Source organism: Sphingomonas sp. Leaf25 (genome assembly GCF_001421635.1).
Lineage (GTDB): Bacteria > Pseudomonadota > Alphaproteobacteria > Sphingomonadales > Sphingomonadaceae > Sphingomonas.
The window spans coordinates 224,167-239,969 of record NZ_LMKU01000023.1 but is presented as its reverse complement, the minus strand read 5'-3'; the positions used below and the strand labels follow the sequence as shown (position 1 = coordinate 239,969).

12 protein-coding genes and 1 tRNA gene are annotated in these 15,803 nt (G+C 66.3%); 10 read left to right on the top strand and 3 right to left on the bottom strand.

Features of this window, described 5'->3' with window-relative positions; translation table 11 throughout:
• Positions 1 to 208 precede the first annotated feature (208 nt).
• The 9 genes from ASE78_RS08875 to ASE78_RS08835 all read left to right on the top strand — a co-directional run bounded on the left by ASE78_RS08875 (position 209) and on the right by ASE78_RS08835 (position 10,578).
• The gene (locus ASE78_RS08875) at positions 209 to 730 is read left to right on the top strand and encodes a glycosyltransferase (protein WP_162236482.1); all 522 of its coding nucleotides are present in this window, start codon (positions 209 to 211) and stop codon (positions 728 to 730) included.
• Positions 727 to 1,248, top strand: a complete 522-nt coding sequence (locus tag ASE78_RS08870) for a glycosyltransferase (protein WP_056495847.1) — start codon at positions 727 to 729, stop codon at positions 1,246 to 1,248. Before ASE78_RS08875 ends, ASE78_RS08870 begins: the two co-directional genes overlap by 4 nt.
• A 228-nt stretch (positions 1,249 to 1,476) precedes the next feature.
• Complete coding sequence (locus ASE78_RS08865; RefSeq protein ID WP_235514957.1) at positions 1,477 to 2,022, top strand: polysaccharide biosynthesis/export family protein; 546 nt, start codon at positions 1,477 to 1,479, stop codon at positions 2,020 to 2,022.
• 80 nt (positions 2,023 to 2,102) lie between these two features.
• On the top strand, positions 2,103 to 3,452 hold the full coding sequence (locus ASE78_RS18275) for an outer membrane beta-barrel protein (RefSeq protein ID WP_082467093.1): 1,350 nt from the start codon (positions 2,103 to 2,105) through the stop codon (positions 3,450 to 3,452).
• A 72-nt stretch (positions 3,453 to 3,524) separates the two neighbouring features.
• Positions 3,525 to 5,657, top strand: coding sequence for a GumC family protein (locus tag ASE78_RS08855; protein WP_055760924.1), 2,133 nt, complete (start codon positions 3,525 to 3,527; stop codon positions 5,655 to 5,657).
• 123 nt (positions 5,658 to 5,780) lie between these two features.
• A complete protein-coding gene (gene cysD / locus ASE78_RS08850) occupies positions 5,781 to 6,692 on the top strand; it encodes a sulfate adenylyltransferase subunit CysD (protein WP_055760926.1) in 912 nt (303 codons plus the stop codon).
• Positions 6,692 to 8,614, top strand: a complete 1,923-nt coding sequence (gene cysN, locus ASE78_RS08845; protein ID WP_056495842.1) for a sulfate adenylyltransferase subunit CysN — start codon at positions 6,692 to 6,694, stop codon at positions 8,612 to 8,614. Before cysD ends, cysN begins: the two co-directional genes overlap by 1 nt.
• Entirely contained in the window at positions 8,611 to 9,339 is a 729-nt protein-coding gene (locus tag ASE78_RS08840) for a 3'(2'),5'-bisphosphate nucleotidase CysQ (RefSeq protein WP_082467092.1), read from the top strand. The genes cysN and ASE78_RS08840 overlap by 4 nt, the downstream gene beginning before the upstream one ends.
• 84 nt (positions 9,340 to 9,423) lie before the next feature.
• Positions 9,424 to 10,578 carry an SET domain-containing protein gene (locus tag ASE78_RS08835; RefSeq protein ID WP_082467091.1) on the top strand — a complete coding sequence of 385 codons (1,155 nt, stop codon included), beginning with the start codon at positions 9,424 to 9,426 and terminating at the stop codon, positions 10,576 to 10,578.
• A gap of 5 nt (positions 10,579 to 10,583) precedes the next feature.
• Here the strand turns inward: ASE78_RS08835 and ASE78_RS08830 are convergent, their stop codons facing one another.
• Together ASE78_RS08830 and ASE78_RS08825 are read right to left on the bottom strand one after the other, a co-directional pair.
• Complete coding sequence (locus ASE78_RS08830) at positions 10,584 to 12,440, bottom strand: CHASE4 domain-containing protein (protein ID WP_056495836.1); 1,857 nt, start codon at positions 12,438 to 12,440, stop codon at positions 10,584 to 10,586.
• Positions 12,437 to 14,332, bottom strand: a complete 1,896-nt coding sequence (locus tag ASE78_RS08825) for a putative bifunctional diguanylate cyclase/phosphodiesterase (protein ID WP_056495833.1) — start codon at positions 14,330 to 14,332, stop codon at positions 12,437 to 12,439. The genes ASE78_RS08830 and ASE78_RS08825 overlap by 4 nt, the downstream gene beginning before the upstream one ends.
• 208 nt (positions 14,333 to 14,540) lie before the next feature.
• Here ASE78_RS08825 and ASE78_RS08820 point away from each other — a divergent pair.
• Positions 14,541 to 14,614: transfer RNA gene (locus tag ASE78_RS08820), tRNA-Gly, on the top strand.
• An 8-nt stretch (positions 14,615 to 14,622) separates the two neighbouring features.
• On the opposite strand, the gene ASE78_RS08815 is transcribed toward ASE78_RS08820, so the two are convergent.
• The gene (locus tag ASE78_RS08815) at positions 14,623 to 15,795 is read right to left on the bottom strand and encodes an ROK family transcriptional regulator (RefSeq protein WP_056496424.1); all 1,173 of its coding nucleotides are present in this window, start codon (positions 15,793 to 15,795) and stop codon (positions 14,623 to 14,625) included.
• Positions 15,796 to 15,803 lie beyond the last annotated feature (8 nt).

Sequence of the window (15,803 nt, the reverse complement as noted above, 5' to 3'; positions counted from 1 at the left end):
CGGTCAATGCACGGCAGCGAAGCGCCGGACGCATGATTTCACCGCCGGGTCCGAGCGGCAGCGCATCGTCGATATTGCCGATATGGTTGCAGCGGAAAGGCCCGGGTGGAACGCATGGCACACGATCGCCGGCACGCTTGCGTCTGACCCGGACCGCCATGGCCTGCGCCTCAAATCCGGGCCCGTGCTATCGCCGCGGACCGATTCGATGATCGATCCCGCCCTCGCCAACGGGATCGCCACGGCTGGCGCCCCTCGTCGCTCCGACCAGGTCGTTACCCGCCCGCGCGTCCTGCTGGTCGCATCGGCCGGCGGCCACTGGATCGAACTGGCACGGCTGAGCGCGGCGTTCGAAGGCTGCGAATGCCAGTTTGTCAGCACCGCCGGCGGCATGGTCGCGCCGGACGATGGCGCGCCGGTGCTGCAGATCAGGGACAGCTCGCGCGACACGTTGCCCGACATGTTGCGCAGCGTTCGCGCCATCTGGAAGATCATCCGTGAGCATCGCCCCGACATCGTCGTCTCGACCGGCGCCGCACCCGGCGCGATCGCGCTCGTCCTCGCCAAGCTGCATGGCGCGCGCACCGTGTGGATCGATAGCATCGCCAATGGCGACGAACTGTCGATGTCGGGCCGGGCGGTCCTGCCTTTTGCCGATCTTCGACTGACGCAATGGGCACATCTGACGAAGCGCTATCGTCATCTGCGATATTTCGGACAGATATTGTGATTTTGCTGTCGGTCGGCACGCAGTTGCCGTTCGATCGCCTCGTCCGGGCTGTCGATGACTGGGCGCTCGCTACGGCGCGTGACGATGTCGTCGGCCAGATCGGTCCTTCGAGCTACCGGCCGCAAACGATCCGCGCGTTCGACTTTCTCGACCATGGGCGCTTCCGCGCGCTTCAGGCGGACTGTTCGCTGATGGTCAGCCATGCGGGCATGGGATCGATCATCACCGCGATGGAACTGGGCAAGCCGATCATCCTGCTCGCCCGCGATCATCGGCTGGGCGAACATCGCAACGCGCACCAGACGTCGACCATTCGCCACTTCGCCCAGCTTCCCGGCGTCTATGCCGCGCGCGATACCGCCGAGGTCGTGGCGCTGCTCGATCGGGCGGATACGCTGCTTGCCCGCCCGAGTGCCAGTACCAGCGCTCCTCCCGAATTCACCGAACGGCTGGCCGACTGGCTCCATACCCCGCCTCGCCCCACCTTGTTGCAGCGGATCGCGCGGCGTCTGCGATAGCTGCTGGCCACGAGCCGCTCCTTGCACAGACAAGGCCGGGCATCGCGGCGCGGGATACTGGATCAGCGGCAATATTCATACCAAGGAACAACGCGATTCCGGCCTGTTCCGCCATTTTGCGGCGGGCCGTGTTCTTGTAAATGCCCGGACGTACCGATACAGGACATATGTCGGGGCAGGTAAACAAGGCGGGTGCGCGTGAAGATGAAAGCGGTTTTCGGCGGCGCCATGATTCTTGCGCTGGCCGCCTGTTCGAGTTCGGAACCCCCGCCGCTGTCGAGCGGCGACCGGTATGTCGCCGATGCCAATCCTGCCGAAGCCTATCCGCTCGGTGCGGGGGACAAGATTCGCCTGACCGTGTTTAACGAACCGACCCTGTCCGGCGAGTTTTCGGTCGGCACCGACGGTCAGTTGTCGCTGCCGCTGATCGGCAACGTGCCCGCGCTCGGCAAGACCACCGGCGATGTCGCCGCACTGGTACAGGGCATGCTGGCGGACGGCTATCTGCGCTCGCCGCGGGTCGCCATGGAAGTCATCAACTACCGGCCGTTCTTCATTCTCGGCGAAGTCCGTGCGCCGGGCGAATATCCCTATGTCAGCGGCCTCACCGTCCTGAACGCGGTGGCGACCGCCCAGGGCTTTACCCCGCGCGCGCGCCGGTCGTGGGTCAATATCCGCCGCTTCGGTGAGCAGGCCGAGCTTCGTTACGAACTGACGCCGAACCTGCGCGTCTGGCCGGGCGACACCATCCGCCTCGCCGAGCGCTATTTCTGAGCCGACGTGGCGCAAGCCGGATCGCGCGGGCCGACCGTCCCGCTCCATCGTCCGGTGACCAACCGGCGAGGAGGTGTCGCATGCGCGGGGAAGTGAAGCTCGTTCCGTCGAATTCATACCGCTTGAAGCCATGGCAGCGTGCGGTGTTGTCGAGTGCGATCGGCACACCGGCGGTATTGGCGGGTGGCGCGGCACAAGCGCAGTTGAACCCATCGCTGATCCGCACCGTCGTCCTGCCCGACTTCAGCCGTGACCGGAACCAGGGCGTTACCGAGCGCGCCCGCCCCGATTTCGACGCCATCGGCGTGCAGGTCGGCTCGTTCCTCATCAATCCGCAACTGTCGGTGGCGACCGGTATCACCAGCAACGTGCTGCTGACCGACGCTATCCAGCGCAGCGACGTTTTTACGGTGTATCAGCCAGCACTTCGAGTAGCATCGAACTGGTCAGTGCATCGCGTTTCCATTGACGCATCAGGTGATTTGCGGCGGTATGCTTCGACTTCAGCGCGTAATCAGGACGCAGGCTACATCAACGCGCAGGGCAGACTCGACGTCAGCCGCCGGATCACGATCATTGGCGATGCGCAGATTAGTCGGGTGTTCGAGTCACCTTTCTCCGACGATCTATTGATTAACCAAACCTATTTTTCACATTTCACGCGACGTTCGGGTACGGTGCGAGGCGTGTACGCCAGCGGTCGATTACGAGCGACAGCGATACTAGATCACAATGAGTACAGCTTCGCTCCAATTCGGTTCATCGATGGCAGATCTGCGTCCCAAGCCTTTCGCGATCGTACCATTGATCGTGGTACCGCTATTGCCGAGTATGGCGTAACGCCTACTGTCGCCTTTTATGCGCAAATAGTGTCCGATCGAACTCGATACCCCAATGTTCTTGCCGGCAATCTGTCGAACCGTGACTCAAACGGTGCTACGGCGCTTGGCGGGGTAAGCTTCGACATCGCCGGTTTGATGCGTGGAGCTGCCGGAATCGGCTATACGTACCGCAACTATCTTGCCCCGCGTTTCAACGATGCCAGCGGAATATCGCTGCAAAGCCGGCTTGATTTCTTCCCGACGGAACTGACTACCGTTGGCGTTTCATTGCAGCGGCAGATCCAAGACGCGAACCTTGGCAACGGCAGCGCATTCATCGACAGCCGTTTGGGCATCAGTGTTGACCACGAACTGCTCCGCAACCTGATCCTTAGTGCAAACGCCATTCGGGTACGGCGCAGCTATTTGGAAAACGACGCACTGACCAACGTGACCCAAGCAAATTTCGAGGCACGGTTTCAGATGACCCGTTCGCTCAGTTTCGGAATCGACAGCTTCTACGGAAAGTCGGCACCGCAGCGCAGCTTGCGCTTGGGTGTCGGATCCACCGAATGGCGCGGGCAGGTTTCCGTACGGATACGGCGGTAACGACGTTCCGGTTTTTATGATATGGAATGGTGCGGAACCTTTTCGGGAATCGCACGTGGGGAATGAGCCAGAATGAAAGTTTCCAACGCAGCGGCCGGATATGAAACGCGGTTGGCCGACGTGGTCCGCACCGCGAAGGACGTCATCCGCCGCCGCTATCTGACGCTGGCGGCGATCACGCTTGCCGTGACGGCGATCGGTGTCTTCCTGACGCTGAGGATCACCCCGACCTATCAGGGTGTCGCGAAGATCCAGATCGATCCGTCGCGCAACCCGCTTACCCGCAACCAGAGCGAGGCGAACGCCCAGTTGGCGAGCGAGGCGATCGAAACCGAAGTCACCAACCTCGGCTCGATGGATCTTGTCCGCACCGTCGTGCGCCGCCTGAACCTCGTGAACCATCCCCAGTTCCGCGGCATCTGGCAGGCGCGCGCCGAAAAGACCGGGCCTGTGTCCGATACGGAAAAGGTCGAGATGGTCGCCGCCGCCGTGCGCAGCGACGTCAGCGTCTCGCGCGACAAGCTGACCTACATCCTGCTCGTGCGCTACAGCTCGCCCGATGCGGACATCGCCGCCAAGGTCGCCAATGCGATGGCCACCGCCTATCTCGACAACAAGGTGGGCAGCCGTATCGGCACCGCCGAGCGCCAGTCGAAATGGTTCGAATCGCGCATGGCCGATCTGGTGCAGGAAGTCCGCGTCGCCGACGAGCGCGTCGCGCAATATCAGGCACAGGCCGGCATCGTGCGCGGCGCATCGAACAATTCGGGCACGATCACCGACCAGCAGGTCGGCCCGCTCTCGGTCCAGCTCGCCAGCGCCGAATCGATCGCCGCCGAAGCACGCTCGAAACAGACCTCGGCGCAGCAACAGGTCAGCCGGGGTACGCTCGACACGGTATCCGATGTGCGCAATTCGGCGACGGTGCAGGATCTGCGCCGCCAGCGCGCGCTATTGATGCAGGCGAGCGCCGAAATGGAAGGCCGCTACGGCAACCGCCATCCCGACTATCTGAAGGTCCGCGATCAGCTCGAAGGGCTCGACAAGCAGTTGGCCGAAGAATCGCGCCGCGTCGTCAGCTCGCTGCGCTCCGATGCCGACGCCGCCGATGCGCGTGCCGCCAGCCTGCGCTCGTCGATGCGCGCGCTGGAGGAGCGTCAGGCGAACAATGCCCGCGCCTCGGTGATCGCCGCCAGCCTGCAACGCGACGCCGACAGCAAGCACGCCGCCTATGACCGGCTGTCGCAGCTTGCGCTCGAAAGCCGTCAGGCGGCGCAGAACTCGATCGCGCAGGCGCAGATCATCGAAGCCGCGCAAACGCCGCGTGCCCCAAGCTGGCCGAACAAGCCGCTGCTGTTCATGGTGTCGTTCCTCGTCGGCCTTGCCGCCGGTATCGCGGTCATCACCACGCAGGAACTGATGGTGTCGGGGCTGCGCACCGTCGAGGAGGTCGAGGAGAAGCTGGGCGTCCCGCTGCTCGCCGCGATCCCCAACGTGCGCAAGAACACGCGACCGGCGAATCTGCTGATCGAAAAGCCGACGTCGCAGTTCGCCGAGGCGCTGCGCAACGCCCGCGCCTCGATCCTCGGTGTCCGCGAAAAGGACCGGCCGCAGATCATCGCGCTGACCTCGGCACTGCCGTCGGAAGGCAAGACCACCACGTCGCTGGGTCTGGCCCGCACGATGGCGATCAGCGGCGATCGCACGATCCTCGTCGATGCCGACGTCCGCCGTGCCATGCTGCGCAACATCCTCGACACCAGCAGCACCGGTCCGGGCATCGTCGAGGTGCTGCACGGCGAAGTCGATCTCGATCAGGCAATCCAGCCGAGCGGGGTCGAGAATCTCGACCAGATCCTCGTGCAGAAGCCGTATTTCAGCTCGGAAAACATGTTTGGCAGCGGCCAGATGCAGACGATGCTCGACGAGTTGAGCAAGCGCTACGACACGATCATTCTCGATCTTCCGCCGCTCGTCGGTCTGGCCGATGGTCGCTTCATCGCCGCGCTGGCCGATGCGGTCGTGCTGGTCATCAAGTGGGATACGACTCCGGCCGATGCGGTCATCTCGGCCGCCGACCATCTGAAGTCGGACGGTGCCAATCTGGTGGGGGCCATGTTCACCATGGTCGACCAGAGCTCGAAGGCGGCCGGTGCCTATTATTACTACACCAAGCAATATTCGTCCTACTATCAGACCACCTGATCGGCGGTCGGGGGAGCGGGTCGACGCGGCCCCTCCCCCACCGATGGCAAAGCAGAGCTGGCGGGCAGGCGCAGTAATGCTTGCTTTGTCCTGCGGTCCCGCGCCCCTACCTGAAGGGCGATCATGACCGAATTTGCGACCCTCACCCATCTCCAGCGGCTGGAAGCCGAGAGCATCCACATCCTGCGCGAAGTCGTCGCCGAGGCCGAACGCCCGGTGATGCTCTATTCGGTCGGCAAGGATTCGGCGGTGATGCTGCATCTCGCCAAAAAAGCGTTCTTCCCCGCGCCGCCGCCCTTCCCGCTGCTGCATGTCGATACGACGTGGAAATTCCGCGCGATGTACGATCTGCGTGACAAGGCTGCACGCGATGCCGGCATGGAGTTGCTGGTCCATCGCAACCCCGACGCGGCGGCGCGCGGCATCAATCCGTTCGACCATGGCAGCCTCCATACTGATCTGTGGAAGACCGAGGGGCTGAAGCAGGCGCTCGACCACTATGGTTTCGACGCCGCGTTCGGCGGTGCCCGGCGCGACGAGGAAAAGAGCCGCGCCAAGGAACGCATCTTCTCGTTCCGCTCGGCCAATCATCGCTGGGACCCGAAGGCGCAACGCCCCGAGCTGTGGCACCTCTACAATGCGCGCAAGGCGAAGGGTGAATCGATCCGGGTGTTCCCGTTGTCGAACTGGACCGAGCTCGACATCTGGCAATATATCCTTGCCGAGAAGATCGAGATCGTGCCGCTCTATTTCGCGGCGCCCCGCCCGACCGTCGAGCGCGACGGCATGCTGCTGATGGTCGACGACGACCGGTTCCGGCTGAACCCCGGCGAAGTGCCGGTGGAACGGTCGATCCGTTTCCGCACGCTCGGCTGCTATCCGCTGACCGGCGCGGTGGAGAGCGAGGCGGCGACGCTCACGCAGGTCATTCAGGAAATGCTGCTGACCACCACCTCGGAACGACAGGGCCGCGCGATCGATCGCGACGCGGGATCGGCGAGCATGGAAAAGAAGAAGCAGGAGGGGTATTTTTGATGACGACCGCCCCCGCCTATACCCCCGATGCGCTGATCGCGGCCGACATCGATAGCTATCTGGCGCAGCACCAGCGCAAGTCGCTGTTGCGCTTCATCACCTGCGGCTCGGTCGACGACGGCAAGTCGACGCTGATCGGGCGGCTGCTCTACGACAGCAAGATGATCTTCGAGGATCAGTTGGCCGCGCTGGAAAGCGATTCGAAGCGGGTCGGCACGCAAGGACAGGAGATCGACTTCGCGCTGCTGGTCGACGGACTTGCCGCCGAGCGCGAGCAGGGCATCACCATCGATGTCGCCTATCGCTTCTTCGCGACCGAGAAGCGCAAGTTCATCGTCGCCGATACGCCGGGCCACGAACAATATACCCGCAACATGGTGACGGGCGCATCGACCGCCGACCTCGCCGTCATCCTGATCGACGCGCGCAAGGGCGTGCTGACCCAGACCCGGCGGCACAGCTATCTGGCGCACCTGATCGGCATCCGCCACATCGTGCTGGCGGTGAACAAGATGGATCTGGTCGGCTACGACCAGTCGGTCTTCGAGCGGATCGTCGCCGACTATCGCGACTTTGCCGAATCGATCGGCATCGCCGGCTTCACCGCCATTCCGCTGTCGGGGTTCAAGGGCGACAACATCACCGCCCCCTCCCCCCATACGCCATGGTATGACGGCCCGGCGCTGATCGAGCATCTGGAAAGCGTCGAGCTGGACGGCGAGGCCGCCGCGCGCAAGGGCTTCCGCCTGCCGGTACAATGGGTCAATCGTCCCAACCTCGACTTCCGGGGCTTTGCCGGCACGATCGCCGGAGGCATGGTGCGGCCGGGCGATGCGGTGCGGGTGCTGCCGTCGGGGCGGACCAGCCATGTCGCGCGGATCGTGACGATGGACGGCGATCTGCCGCAGGCGGTCGCCGGCCAGTCGGTCACGCTGACGCTGACCGACGAGGTCGACTGTTCGCGCGGTGACGTGATCGCCGCCGCCGATGCACCGCCGCAGGTCGCCGACCAGTTCCGCACGACCATCGTGTGGATGGACGGCGAACCGCTGCTGCCGGGCCGCGCCTATTGGCTCAAGACGGCGGCGGGCACCGTCTCGGCGACGGTACAGGCCCCGCGCCACGCGATCGACGTCAACACGCTGGCCGAACTGTCGGTCCGTACGCTGGGCCTCAACGACATCGGCGTGGCCGACGTGTTCACCGATCGCGGCATCGCTTTCGAAGCCTATGGCGAGAATCGCGAACTGGGTGCGTTTATCCTGATCGACAAGATCAGCAACGCGACGGTCGCCGCCGGCATGATCGATTTCTGCCTGCGCCGCAGCCAGAACGTGCATTGGCAGTCGGTCGACATCACCCGGCAGGCGCATGCCGCGCAGAAGAACCAGAGCCCGAAGGTGCTGTGGTTCACCGGCCTGTCGGGATCGGGCAAGTCGACGATCGCCAATCTGGTCGAGAAGAGGCTCCATGCGCTCGGCAAGCACAGCTTCCTGCTCGATGGCGACAATATCCGCCACGGCCTGAACCGCGATCTGGGCTTCACCGATGCCGACCGGGTCGAGAACGTCCGCCGGGTGGGCGAAGTGGCGAAGTTGATGGCCGATGCCGGGCTGATCGTGCTCACCGCGTTCATCTCGCCGTTCAGGGCCGAGCGCGATCTGGCGCGCGCGATGCTGCCGGCGGGTGAGTTCGTCGAGGTGTTCGTCGATACGCCGCTCAGCGTCGCCGAAGCGCGCGACGTGAAGGGGCTGTACGCCAAGGCGCGCAGCGGGGCGCTGGCCAACTTCACCGGGATCGACAGCCCCTATGAAGCGCCGCTCCGCCCCGACATCCATGTCGACACGACGCGCGAAAGCCCCGAGGCGGCGGCCGAGCGGATCGTCGAGCATGTGCTCGGCATCTGGGCGCCCACGCTGTGAGCGACGCGCTGCTCGCCAGTGCGATCGCGGCGGAGGCGGGCAAGCTGCTGCTGGCGATCCGCGCCGAAGGGGCGGAGCAGGGCAAGGCGCTGGGCGATCGTGGCGATCGCATGGCGAACACGCTGATCCTCGACCGGCTGCGCGCCGAGCGGCCGGGCGCGTTCATCCTGTCGGAGGAGTCGGCGGACGACAAGCTGCGCTGCGGATCGGCGGAGACCTGGATCGTCGACCCGCTCGACGGGACGCGCGAATATGCCGAGGGGCGTGACGACTGGGCGGTGCATGTCGCGCTGGCGGTCGAGGGCCGGGCGATGACCGGCGCGGTGGCGTTGCCAGCACTCGGACTGGTGCTGGCGACCGAGCCCGCGCCGTTCGTGCCGCCGCCCCCGCCGCGCCGGCGGATGGTCGTCAGCCGCACCCGCCCCGCCCCCGAAGCATTGGCGGTCGCCAAGGCACTCGATGCCGCGCTGTTGCCGATGGGATCGGCCGGGGCCAAGGCGATGGCGGTGGTGCGTGGGCAAGCCGACATCTACCTCCATTCGGGCGGACAATATGAATGGGACAGTTGCGCGCCGGTCGCGGTGGCGCTCGCCGCCGGGCTGCACGCCTCGCGCATCGACGGCACGCCGCTGCGCTACAATTGCCATGATACGTGGCTGCCCGACCTGCTGATCTGCCACCGGGGCGATGCCGACCGCATCCTCGCGCTGATCGCCGCCGGCTGACCGCGGCGCACATTCGTACGATCGTATCCGAACGCCGCTGGACGCTGTTAACCCACCTTGATAACGTTTCGGTAAGGGGGACGTGTGGGGATCGATCCGTGGATCATGGTGGCGCTCGTCGCGAACATCGCAGGCTATGCGGTGTATCTGCGCGCGCTGCGGCTTGATCTGGTCGAACCCAATCGCGCCTCGTGGCTGATCTGGAGCATCGGCACCGGCGTCGAGGCGGCGACCTATGCCGCGGTCAACCCCCGCGCGCTCCAGACAATCGTCCTGCTCGTCTCGGCGCTTGCCTGCATCCTCGTGATGCTGGGCATCTGGCGGCGGTCGGCCTGGGCCTCGCCCAGCCGGAGCGAGACGGCGTGCATCGTCGCCAGCCTCGGCGCGCTGGTCCTGTGGCTCGGCTTCCGCGATGCCTTCTGGGCGCATATGCTGGTGGTGGTGGCGGTGCCGGTCAGCTTCTGGCCGACATGGGTCGCCGCCCGTGCCGATCCGCAGCGCGAACGCTCGCCGGCATGGGGGCTGTGGACGATCGGCGACCTTGCCACGCTGCTGGTCGCGCTGGGTGTCGCGCATGGGCGCAGCGTCGGCGAACTCGCCTATCCGATCGTCGAGCTGGCGTCGCATGCGGCGGTATGGGGACTGGTGCTGTGGGGCACCCGCCGGCGTGGCGCGCGCGCGCTGACGGCGACCGCCATCGCCGAACGGTTCCGCGTCGGCACCAATCATCTCGGCAAGGCGGTGTTCGCCAATACCGCCATCCGCGAGGGTGCGCGGCTGTTCCCCTTCACCGGCCCCCGCCTGCGCGCCGCGCGGGTGCCGCAGCAATTGCTGGGCAACAGCGACCGCTATGTCCAGGTGACGCCCGACGAATATATGGGCCCGTCGGGGCGGATCGACGACCTCGTCAACCATAGCTGCGATCCCAACGCGGGGCTGCGCTTCGCCGACGACGGCGTCTGGCTGGTCGCGCTGCGCGACATCGCGGCGGGCGAGGAAGTGGCGTGGGACTATTCGACCACGCTCAGCGAGAGCAACTGGCACATGCTGTGCCAGTGCCGCGCTCCCGAATGTCGCCGGGTGATCGGCAATTTCGCCGGCCTGCCGCCCGAGCGACAGGAATGGTTCCGCGCCAAGGGGGTCGTCGCCCCCTATCTGCGGCGTCGGGACAACACGACCTCGCCCGAAGCGCTACCGTCGGTCGCGGTCGGCGCGGGCAAGGCGTCGATCGGCTTTTGATTCGATCAGGCAGCGGCGCTCGCCTGCATCGCCTGCGCCGCCTGTAGCGTCAGCACCGCATGCGCCCCGCACCCCGGTCCCTCACTCTCCAGCCGCAACGCGCCGCCCATCGCGACCATCGAATTGGCGCACCAGTGCAGTCCGAGGCCGCCCGACTTGTGCGACCGCGTCGAATAGCCGCGCTGGAACAGCAGCGCAGCCGTAGCCGGGTCGAAGCCTTCGCCGTCGTCCGAAATCGTCACGGTCACGTCATGCTGCGCCTCGGCGATCGTCACGGTGATCTGCCCCCCCGCCCCGATCCGCGCGGCGATCGATTCGGCCGCGTTGCCGAACAGGTTGCCGATCACCTGGCTGAGGATCACCCGGTTGGCGAGCACCCAATAGGGCTGTGCCGGGAACGAGAAGGCGATCGAATGTTCGCCCGAATAGCGGGCGATCGCGGCGTTGCGCGCGACGATGTCGGTCACGTCGCACGGGTCGAGCGGCGGGCGTTCATGCGCCGCCTGCTGCTGCTCGCCGATGATGTCGAGGACATTGTGCAGCGCCGCCCGCCCGATCTCGAGCTGGGCCATGCGCTCGATCCGCGCCGCGCTCGCCGCTTGCGTGGCGGCGGTGATGAACCCGGCCAGCTTGCGCCGCCGCGCCGGGACCACATCGTCGTTGGCAAGTTCGGCCACCGCCCGGTCGAGCAGCGCGCGGTCGGCGACCGGCGGCTGGATGAGGCCGTGCGACAGGATCGTGCTGATCGGCGACAAGGCGTTGCGGACATTGTGCATCACCGCCACCGCGCTTTCCGACCGGCCGAGGCGGAACGACTGCGCCTCCAACTGTTCGGACAGGTCGTTCAACTGGCGCAGCATCGCGTTGAAGCTGGTGACGAGCGAGCCGATCTCGTCGTCGCGTCGTTCCTCGCGCAGCACGCGCATCGTGCCCGACGCGCGGACGTCGTGCATGTGCCGCTCGATCCGCGCCAGCGGCCGCAGCACCAGCCGCGCGACGATCCGCGTCAGCACCAGCAGCATGAGCGCGAGCAGCAACACCGTGCCCCCGACCGCCAGCCACAGCATCTGCCGGCCGAGCAGCGTCAGATCGCGCGGCACGGTGAAGGCGGCATCGGCGACCGGGCGACCGTCCGCCCCGGCGATCGGCACCGCGATCGACAGAGTACGCGGCCGCGTGGTCATCCGCCACGCCGTCCCTTGCGTATCGGAGCGGATGACGGCGGGAAGCTGCACCAGCGCCGCCAGTTGCTTCGAGGACATGGCGCGGGCCATCAGCACGAAACCACGTGGATCGCCGCTGCCGTCGCTGCGCCGGACGCGCGCGACGCCGATCGCGCTCAGCCGGTCGCCCAGCCGGATATAGAAGCTGGCCGAACTGCGCGGTCCCAGTTGCGCGTCGAGATCGATCCCGCCGATCGCCTTCACCAGTTGCGCGCGCATCGCCGGCACGTCGCGGCCCGCCGCCTGATCGACCCAGCGCGCGATCACGATGCGGCGGTCGGGCGCGACATAGGCCATGCCGTCCATGCCGAGATTGGCCATCGCCAGCACCGAGAAACTGTCGCGCTCGAACGCGGCACTGGGCGCGGCCATATAGGCATAGCTGTCGTTCCAGTCGCCATAGTCGCGCGACGCGCTTTCGACCTTGCCGGCGAATTCGCGTAGCGCCGCGCGGGTGCGCTCGACATGGCCCTGCACCGCCTGCTCCTCCAGCCGGTCGAAACTGGGGGTGATGACGGCGGCAAGCATCACCATGATCGCGACCGCGCCGATCACGCCAGCGGCACTCAGCATCCAGATGAGCTTGCCGCCGAGCGAGCGCGGACGGGGCAGCCGCACCCGCCGGAACCGCGCGGTCATCCGCCGTAGGTGCCGGTGGCGGGCATCGCCGCGCCGGTCAGGCCGTTGTTGGCAAGCTCGATCGCTACCGGGCCGGCCACCGGACGCGAGAGATAATAGCCTTGCAGATGCGAACAGCCGGCAACCCGCAGCGCCTGCACCTGCGCATCGGTTTCCACCCCTTCGGCCACGACTTCGAGGCCCAGCGCCCGGCCGAGATGGATGATCGAATGGACGATCGCCGCGCTCTCGCGCTCGCGGCCCATGCCGTCGATGAAGCTGCGGTCGATCTTCAGGCAATCGAGCGCGAATTTGCGGATGTTGTACAGCGACGAATAGCCGGTGCCGAAATCGTCGAGCGCGATGCGGAAGCCCATCTGCCTGAGCTTGTAGAGCGTTTCCGCCGCGCGTTCGGCATTGTCGAAGATCGCGGTTTCGGTGATCTCGATCTGCAGCCGGTTGGGCGGCAGGCCGGTACGCTGCACCTTTTCGAGCACATGGCCGACGAAATTCTGCCGCCGGAACTGGCGGGGGCTGAAGTTGACCGAGACATATTGCCCCGGCCAGTTGGGCAGCATGGCCAGCGCGGTATCGAGCACCCAGTCGCCCAGTTCGTGGATCAGGTTCGATTCCTCGGCGATCGGAATGAACATCGCCGGGCTGATCGCGCCATAGGTCGGGCTGTTCCAGCGCAGCAGCGCCTCGAACGCGACGACGTCCAGCGTGTTGCGCGACACGATCGGCTGATAGACGAGGCTCAGTTCGCCATTGGCGATCGCTTCGGCAAGGCCGCTTTCGATCTGGCGGCGGAAGCGGATCGATTCGTCCATGCTGTCGTCGAATACGCGCACCACCCCGCGCCCCGAACGCTTGGCTTCGTTCAGCGCCAAATCGGCGCGACGCATGACGTCGACGGGTTCGCGCCCGGTATCACCCTCGACGATGACCACGCCGACCGACGCCGCGCCCTGCACCGAATGGCCGAACACCCGGAAACTGGTCGAACAGGCAAGGACCAGCCGCTCGCAGCGCATCACCGCATCGTCCTCGCCGGTGACGGGCATCAGCACGCCGAACTCGTCGCCGCCCAGCCGGGCGACGAATCCTTCGCCCGCCACCTGTTCGGTCAGGATCGCGCAGGTCATGCGGATCAGCTCGTCGCCCGCCAGATGGCCGAGCGTGTCGTTGACCAGCTTGAACCGGTCGAGATCGATCATCGCCATCGCGAAGGTCTCGGCCCCACGCACCTGTTCGGTCAGCGCGCGCAGGAACGCCAGGCGATTGGGCGCCTCGGTCAGCACGTCGTGGTTGGCCATGTGGATGGCCTTGCTCTCGTTCGCCGCCAGTTCGAGCGCCTGTTCCTCCAGTTGCTCGACCTTCGCCGCCAGCGCGGCGCGCATGTCGGCCAGTTCGCGATCGGACTGCCAGCGGTGCGACAGCGCGGTAGCCATCTGGCGGATTTCCTCCACCTCGAACGGCTTGGCGAGATAGAAGATCTTGTCCGCCGGGCCGGCGGCGCGGCTGATCTCCAGCGGGGAGAAATCGGAATAGCCGGTGACGATCACGATCTGCACATCGGGGTCGAGCGCGCGGATGCGGGTCGCCGTCTCGCGCCCGTCGATGCCGGGCGGCATCCGCACGTCGATGAACGCGACGGCGAAGCGATCACCCTCCGCGATCCCGCGTTCGACCGCCGCAACCGCGTCCAGCCCCTGGGTATGGTGGATCAGCCGGAAATCGGGCTCGTCGGCCGCGACCGTCGCCTCGACGTCGTCGAACAGCTCGGCGGCCATCGCGCCCAGCATATCGGCGGTGTCGTCGCGCCGGAACGACCGGCGATAGGCGTCATGGACCGCCGATTCGTCGTCCACGATCAAGATCCGCACTATGCCCGCTCCCGTCTCGAAACTCATGGGTATCGAGGTAGGCGGACAGGGTTAAATGCGGGTTAAGCAGGATTCGTAACCGCGATGCCCCGCCCCGCCGACAGGACGGACCGCCGCCGGGCGTCCGATCGCCACCCCCTGCTTGCACCCGACGGGACAACGCGATAAGGCGCACGCATCGCTCGTGGAAACCATAGCGATCGACGGCGGGACCGCATGGCGCTCCCCACCCGTTGCGGGTGTAGCTCAATGGTAGAGCAGAAGCTTCCCAAGCTTACGACGAGGGTTCGATTCCCTTCACCCGCTCCAACCGACCGTCAGTCAGCGCTCATCCCGTCGGGATCGAAGAACGCGGCGCGCAGCGGCAGGGTCGCGGCGCCGATCGCGGCGGCGTCGCCGTCGATGACCGAGGAGATGATCCGGGGGGCCGGCCGGTGATGGCCGCGTCGTTCCGGATTGGTGAAGCGGACCCGATCGATGATTCGCGCGGCCAAGGCGGGGGGCAGGCGTCCGCCCAGCACGATCATCGCCGGGTCGGCCACCGCCGAGATCGCGGACACCACCAGATCGAGCGAGGGGATGCTGCGGTCGAGCCAGACGCCGACCGCCGGATGGTCGACGTCGAACGCGGCGAGCATCGAATGCAGGTCGGGATAGGCGGTTCCCATGGCGACAAAGGTCAGCCGTAGCGCCTCCAAGTTCGGCTGCGGCCAGTCGACCGGCAGGATCGACGCAAATTCGCCGGCGTTGCCATGGCTCCCACGCAACGGCAGCCCCTGCGCGATGATGCCGCCGCCGAACCCGGCCGAGAAATAGAGATAGGCAAAGTCGCGCACGCTGCGACCGTGGCCGAGCATCGCCTCGCCGATCGCGGCGACGTTGCCGTCGTTGTCGATCCAGACCTTTTGCCCGAGCGCGTCGGCCAACATCGTGTCGAGTGGGACCAGCGCCCATGGATCGAGCAGCCGTGGCGGGTTGAGCCGCGCGCCATCGCCGATAAAATAGCCGGTGACGCCGATCCCGATGCCGACCAGCGTCGCCGGATCGCGTACCGCGTCGGCAACCGCATGGTCGATCATCCGGCGGATCTGGTGACAGGCGCGATCGATGCCGGTGTCGACCAGCCGCTCGGTCCGCGCCGCCTCAACGGTGCCGGCCAGATCGAGCAGCACGAGCGAGACGGCATCGGTCATCACCGACAGCCCGACCGCGAACGCCGCCCCTCCCTCCAGCGCCAGCTTGGCAGCGGGCTTGCCGCGACCGGCGGCGATCGGGGCGGCCTCGCGCAACAGGCCGCGCGCGATCAGCGGTTCGACCAGCCGGGTGATCGAATGGGGGGCAAGCCCGGTCAGTCGCGCAAGGTCGGCGCGGCTGGACGGCCCCAGCCGCGACAGCAAATCCATGACCAGCCGTTCGTTGGCGGTCGCGGTCCGTCGGCCATCGTCGCGAAGAAAATGGGCTGGAAACGCCCCGGCGGTGATCCCGTTCATCGGCCTGA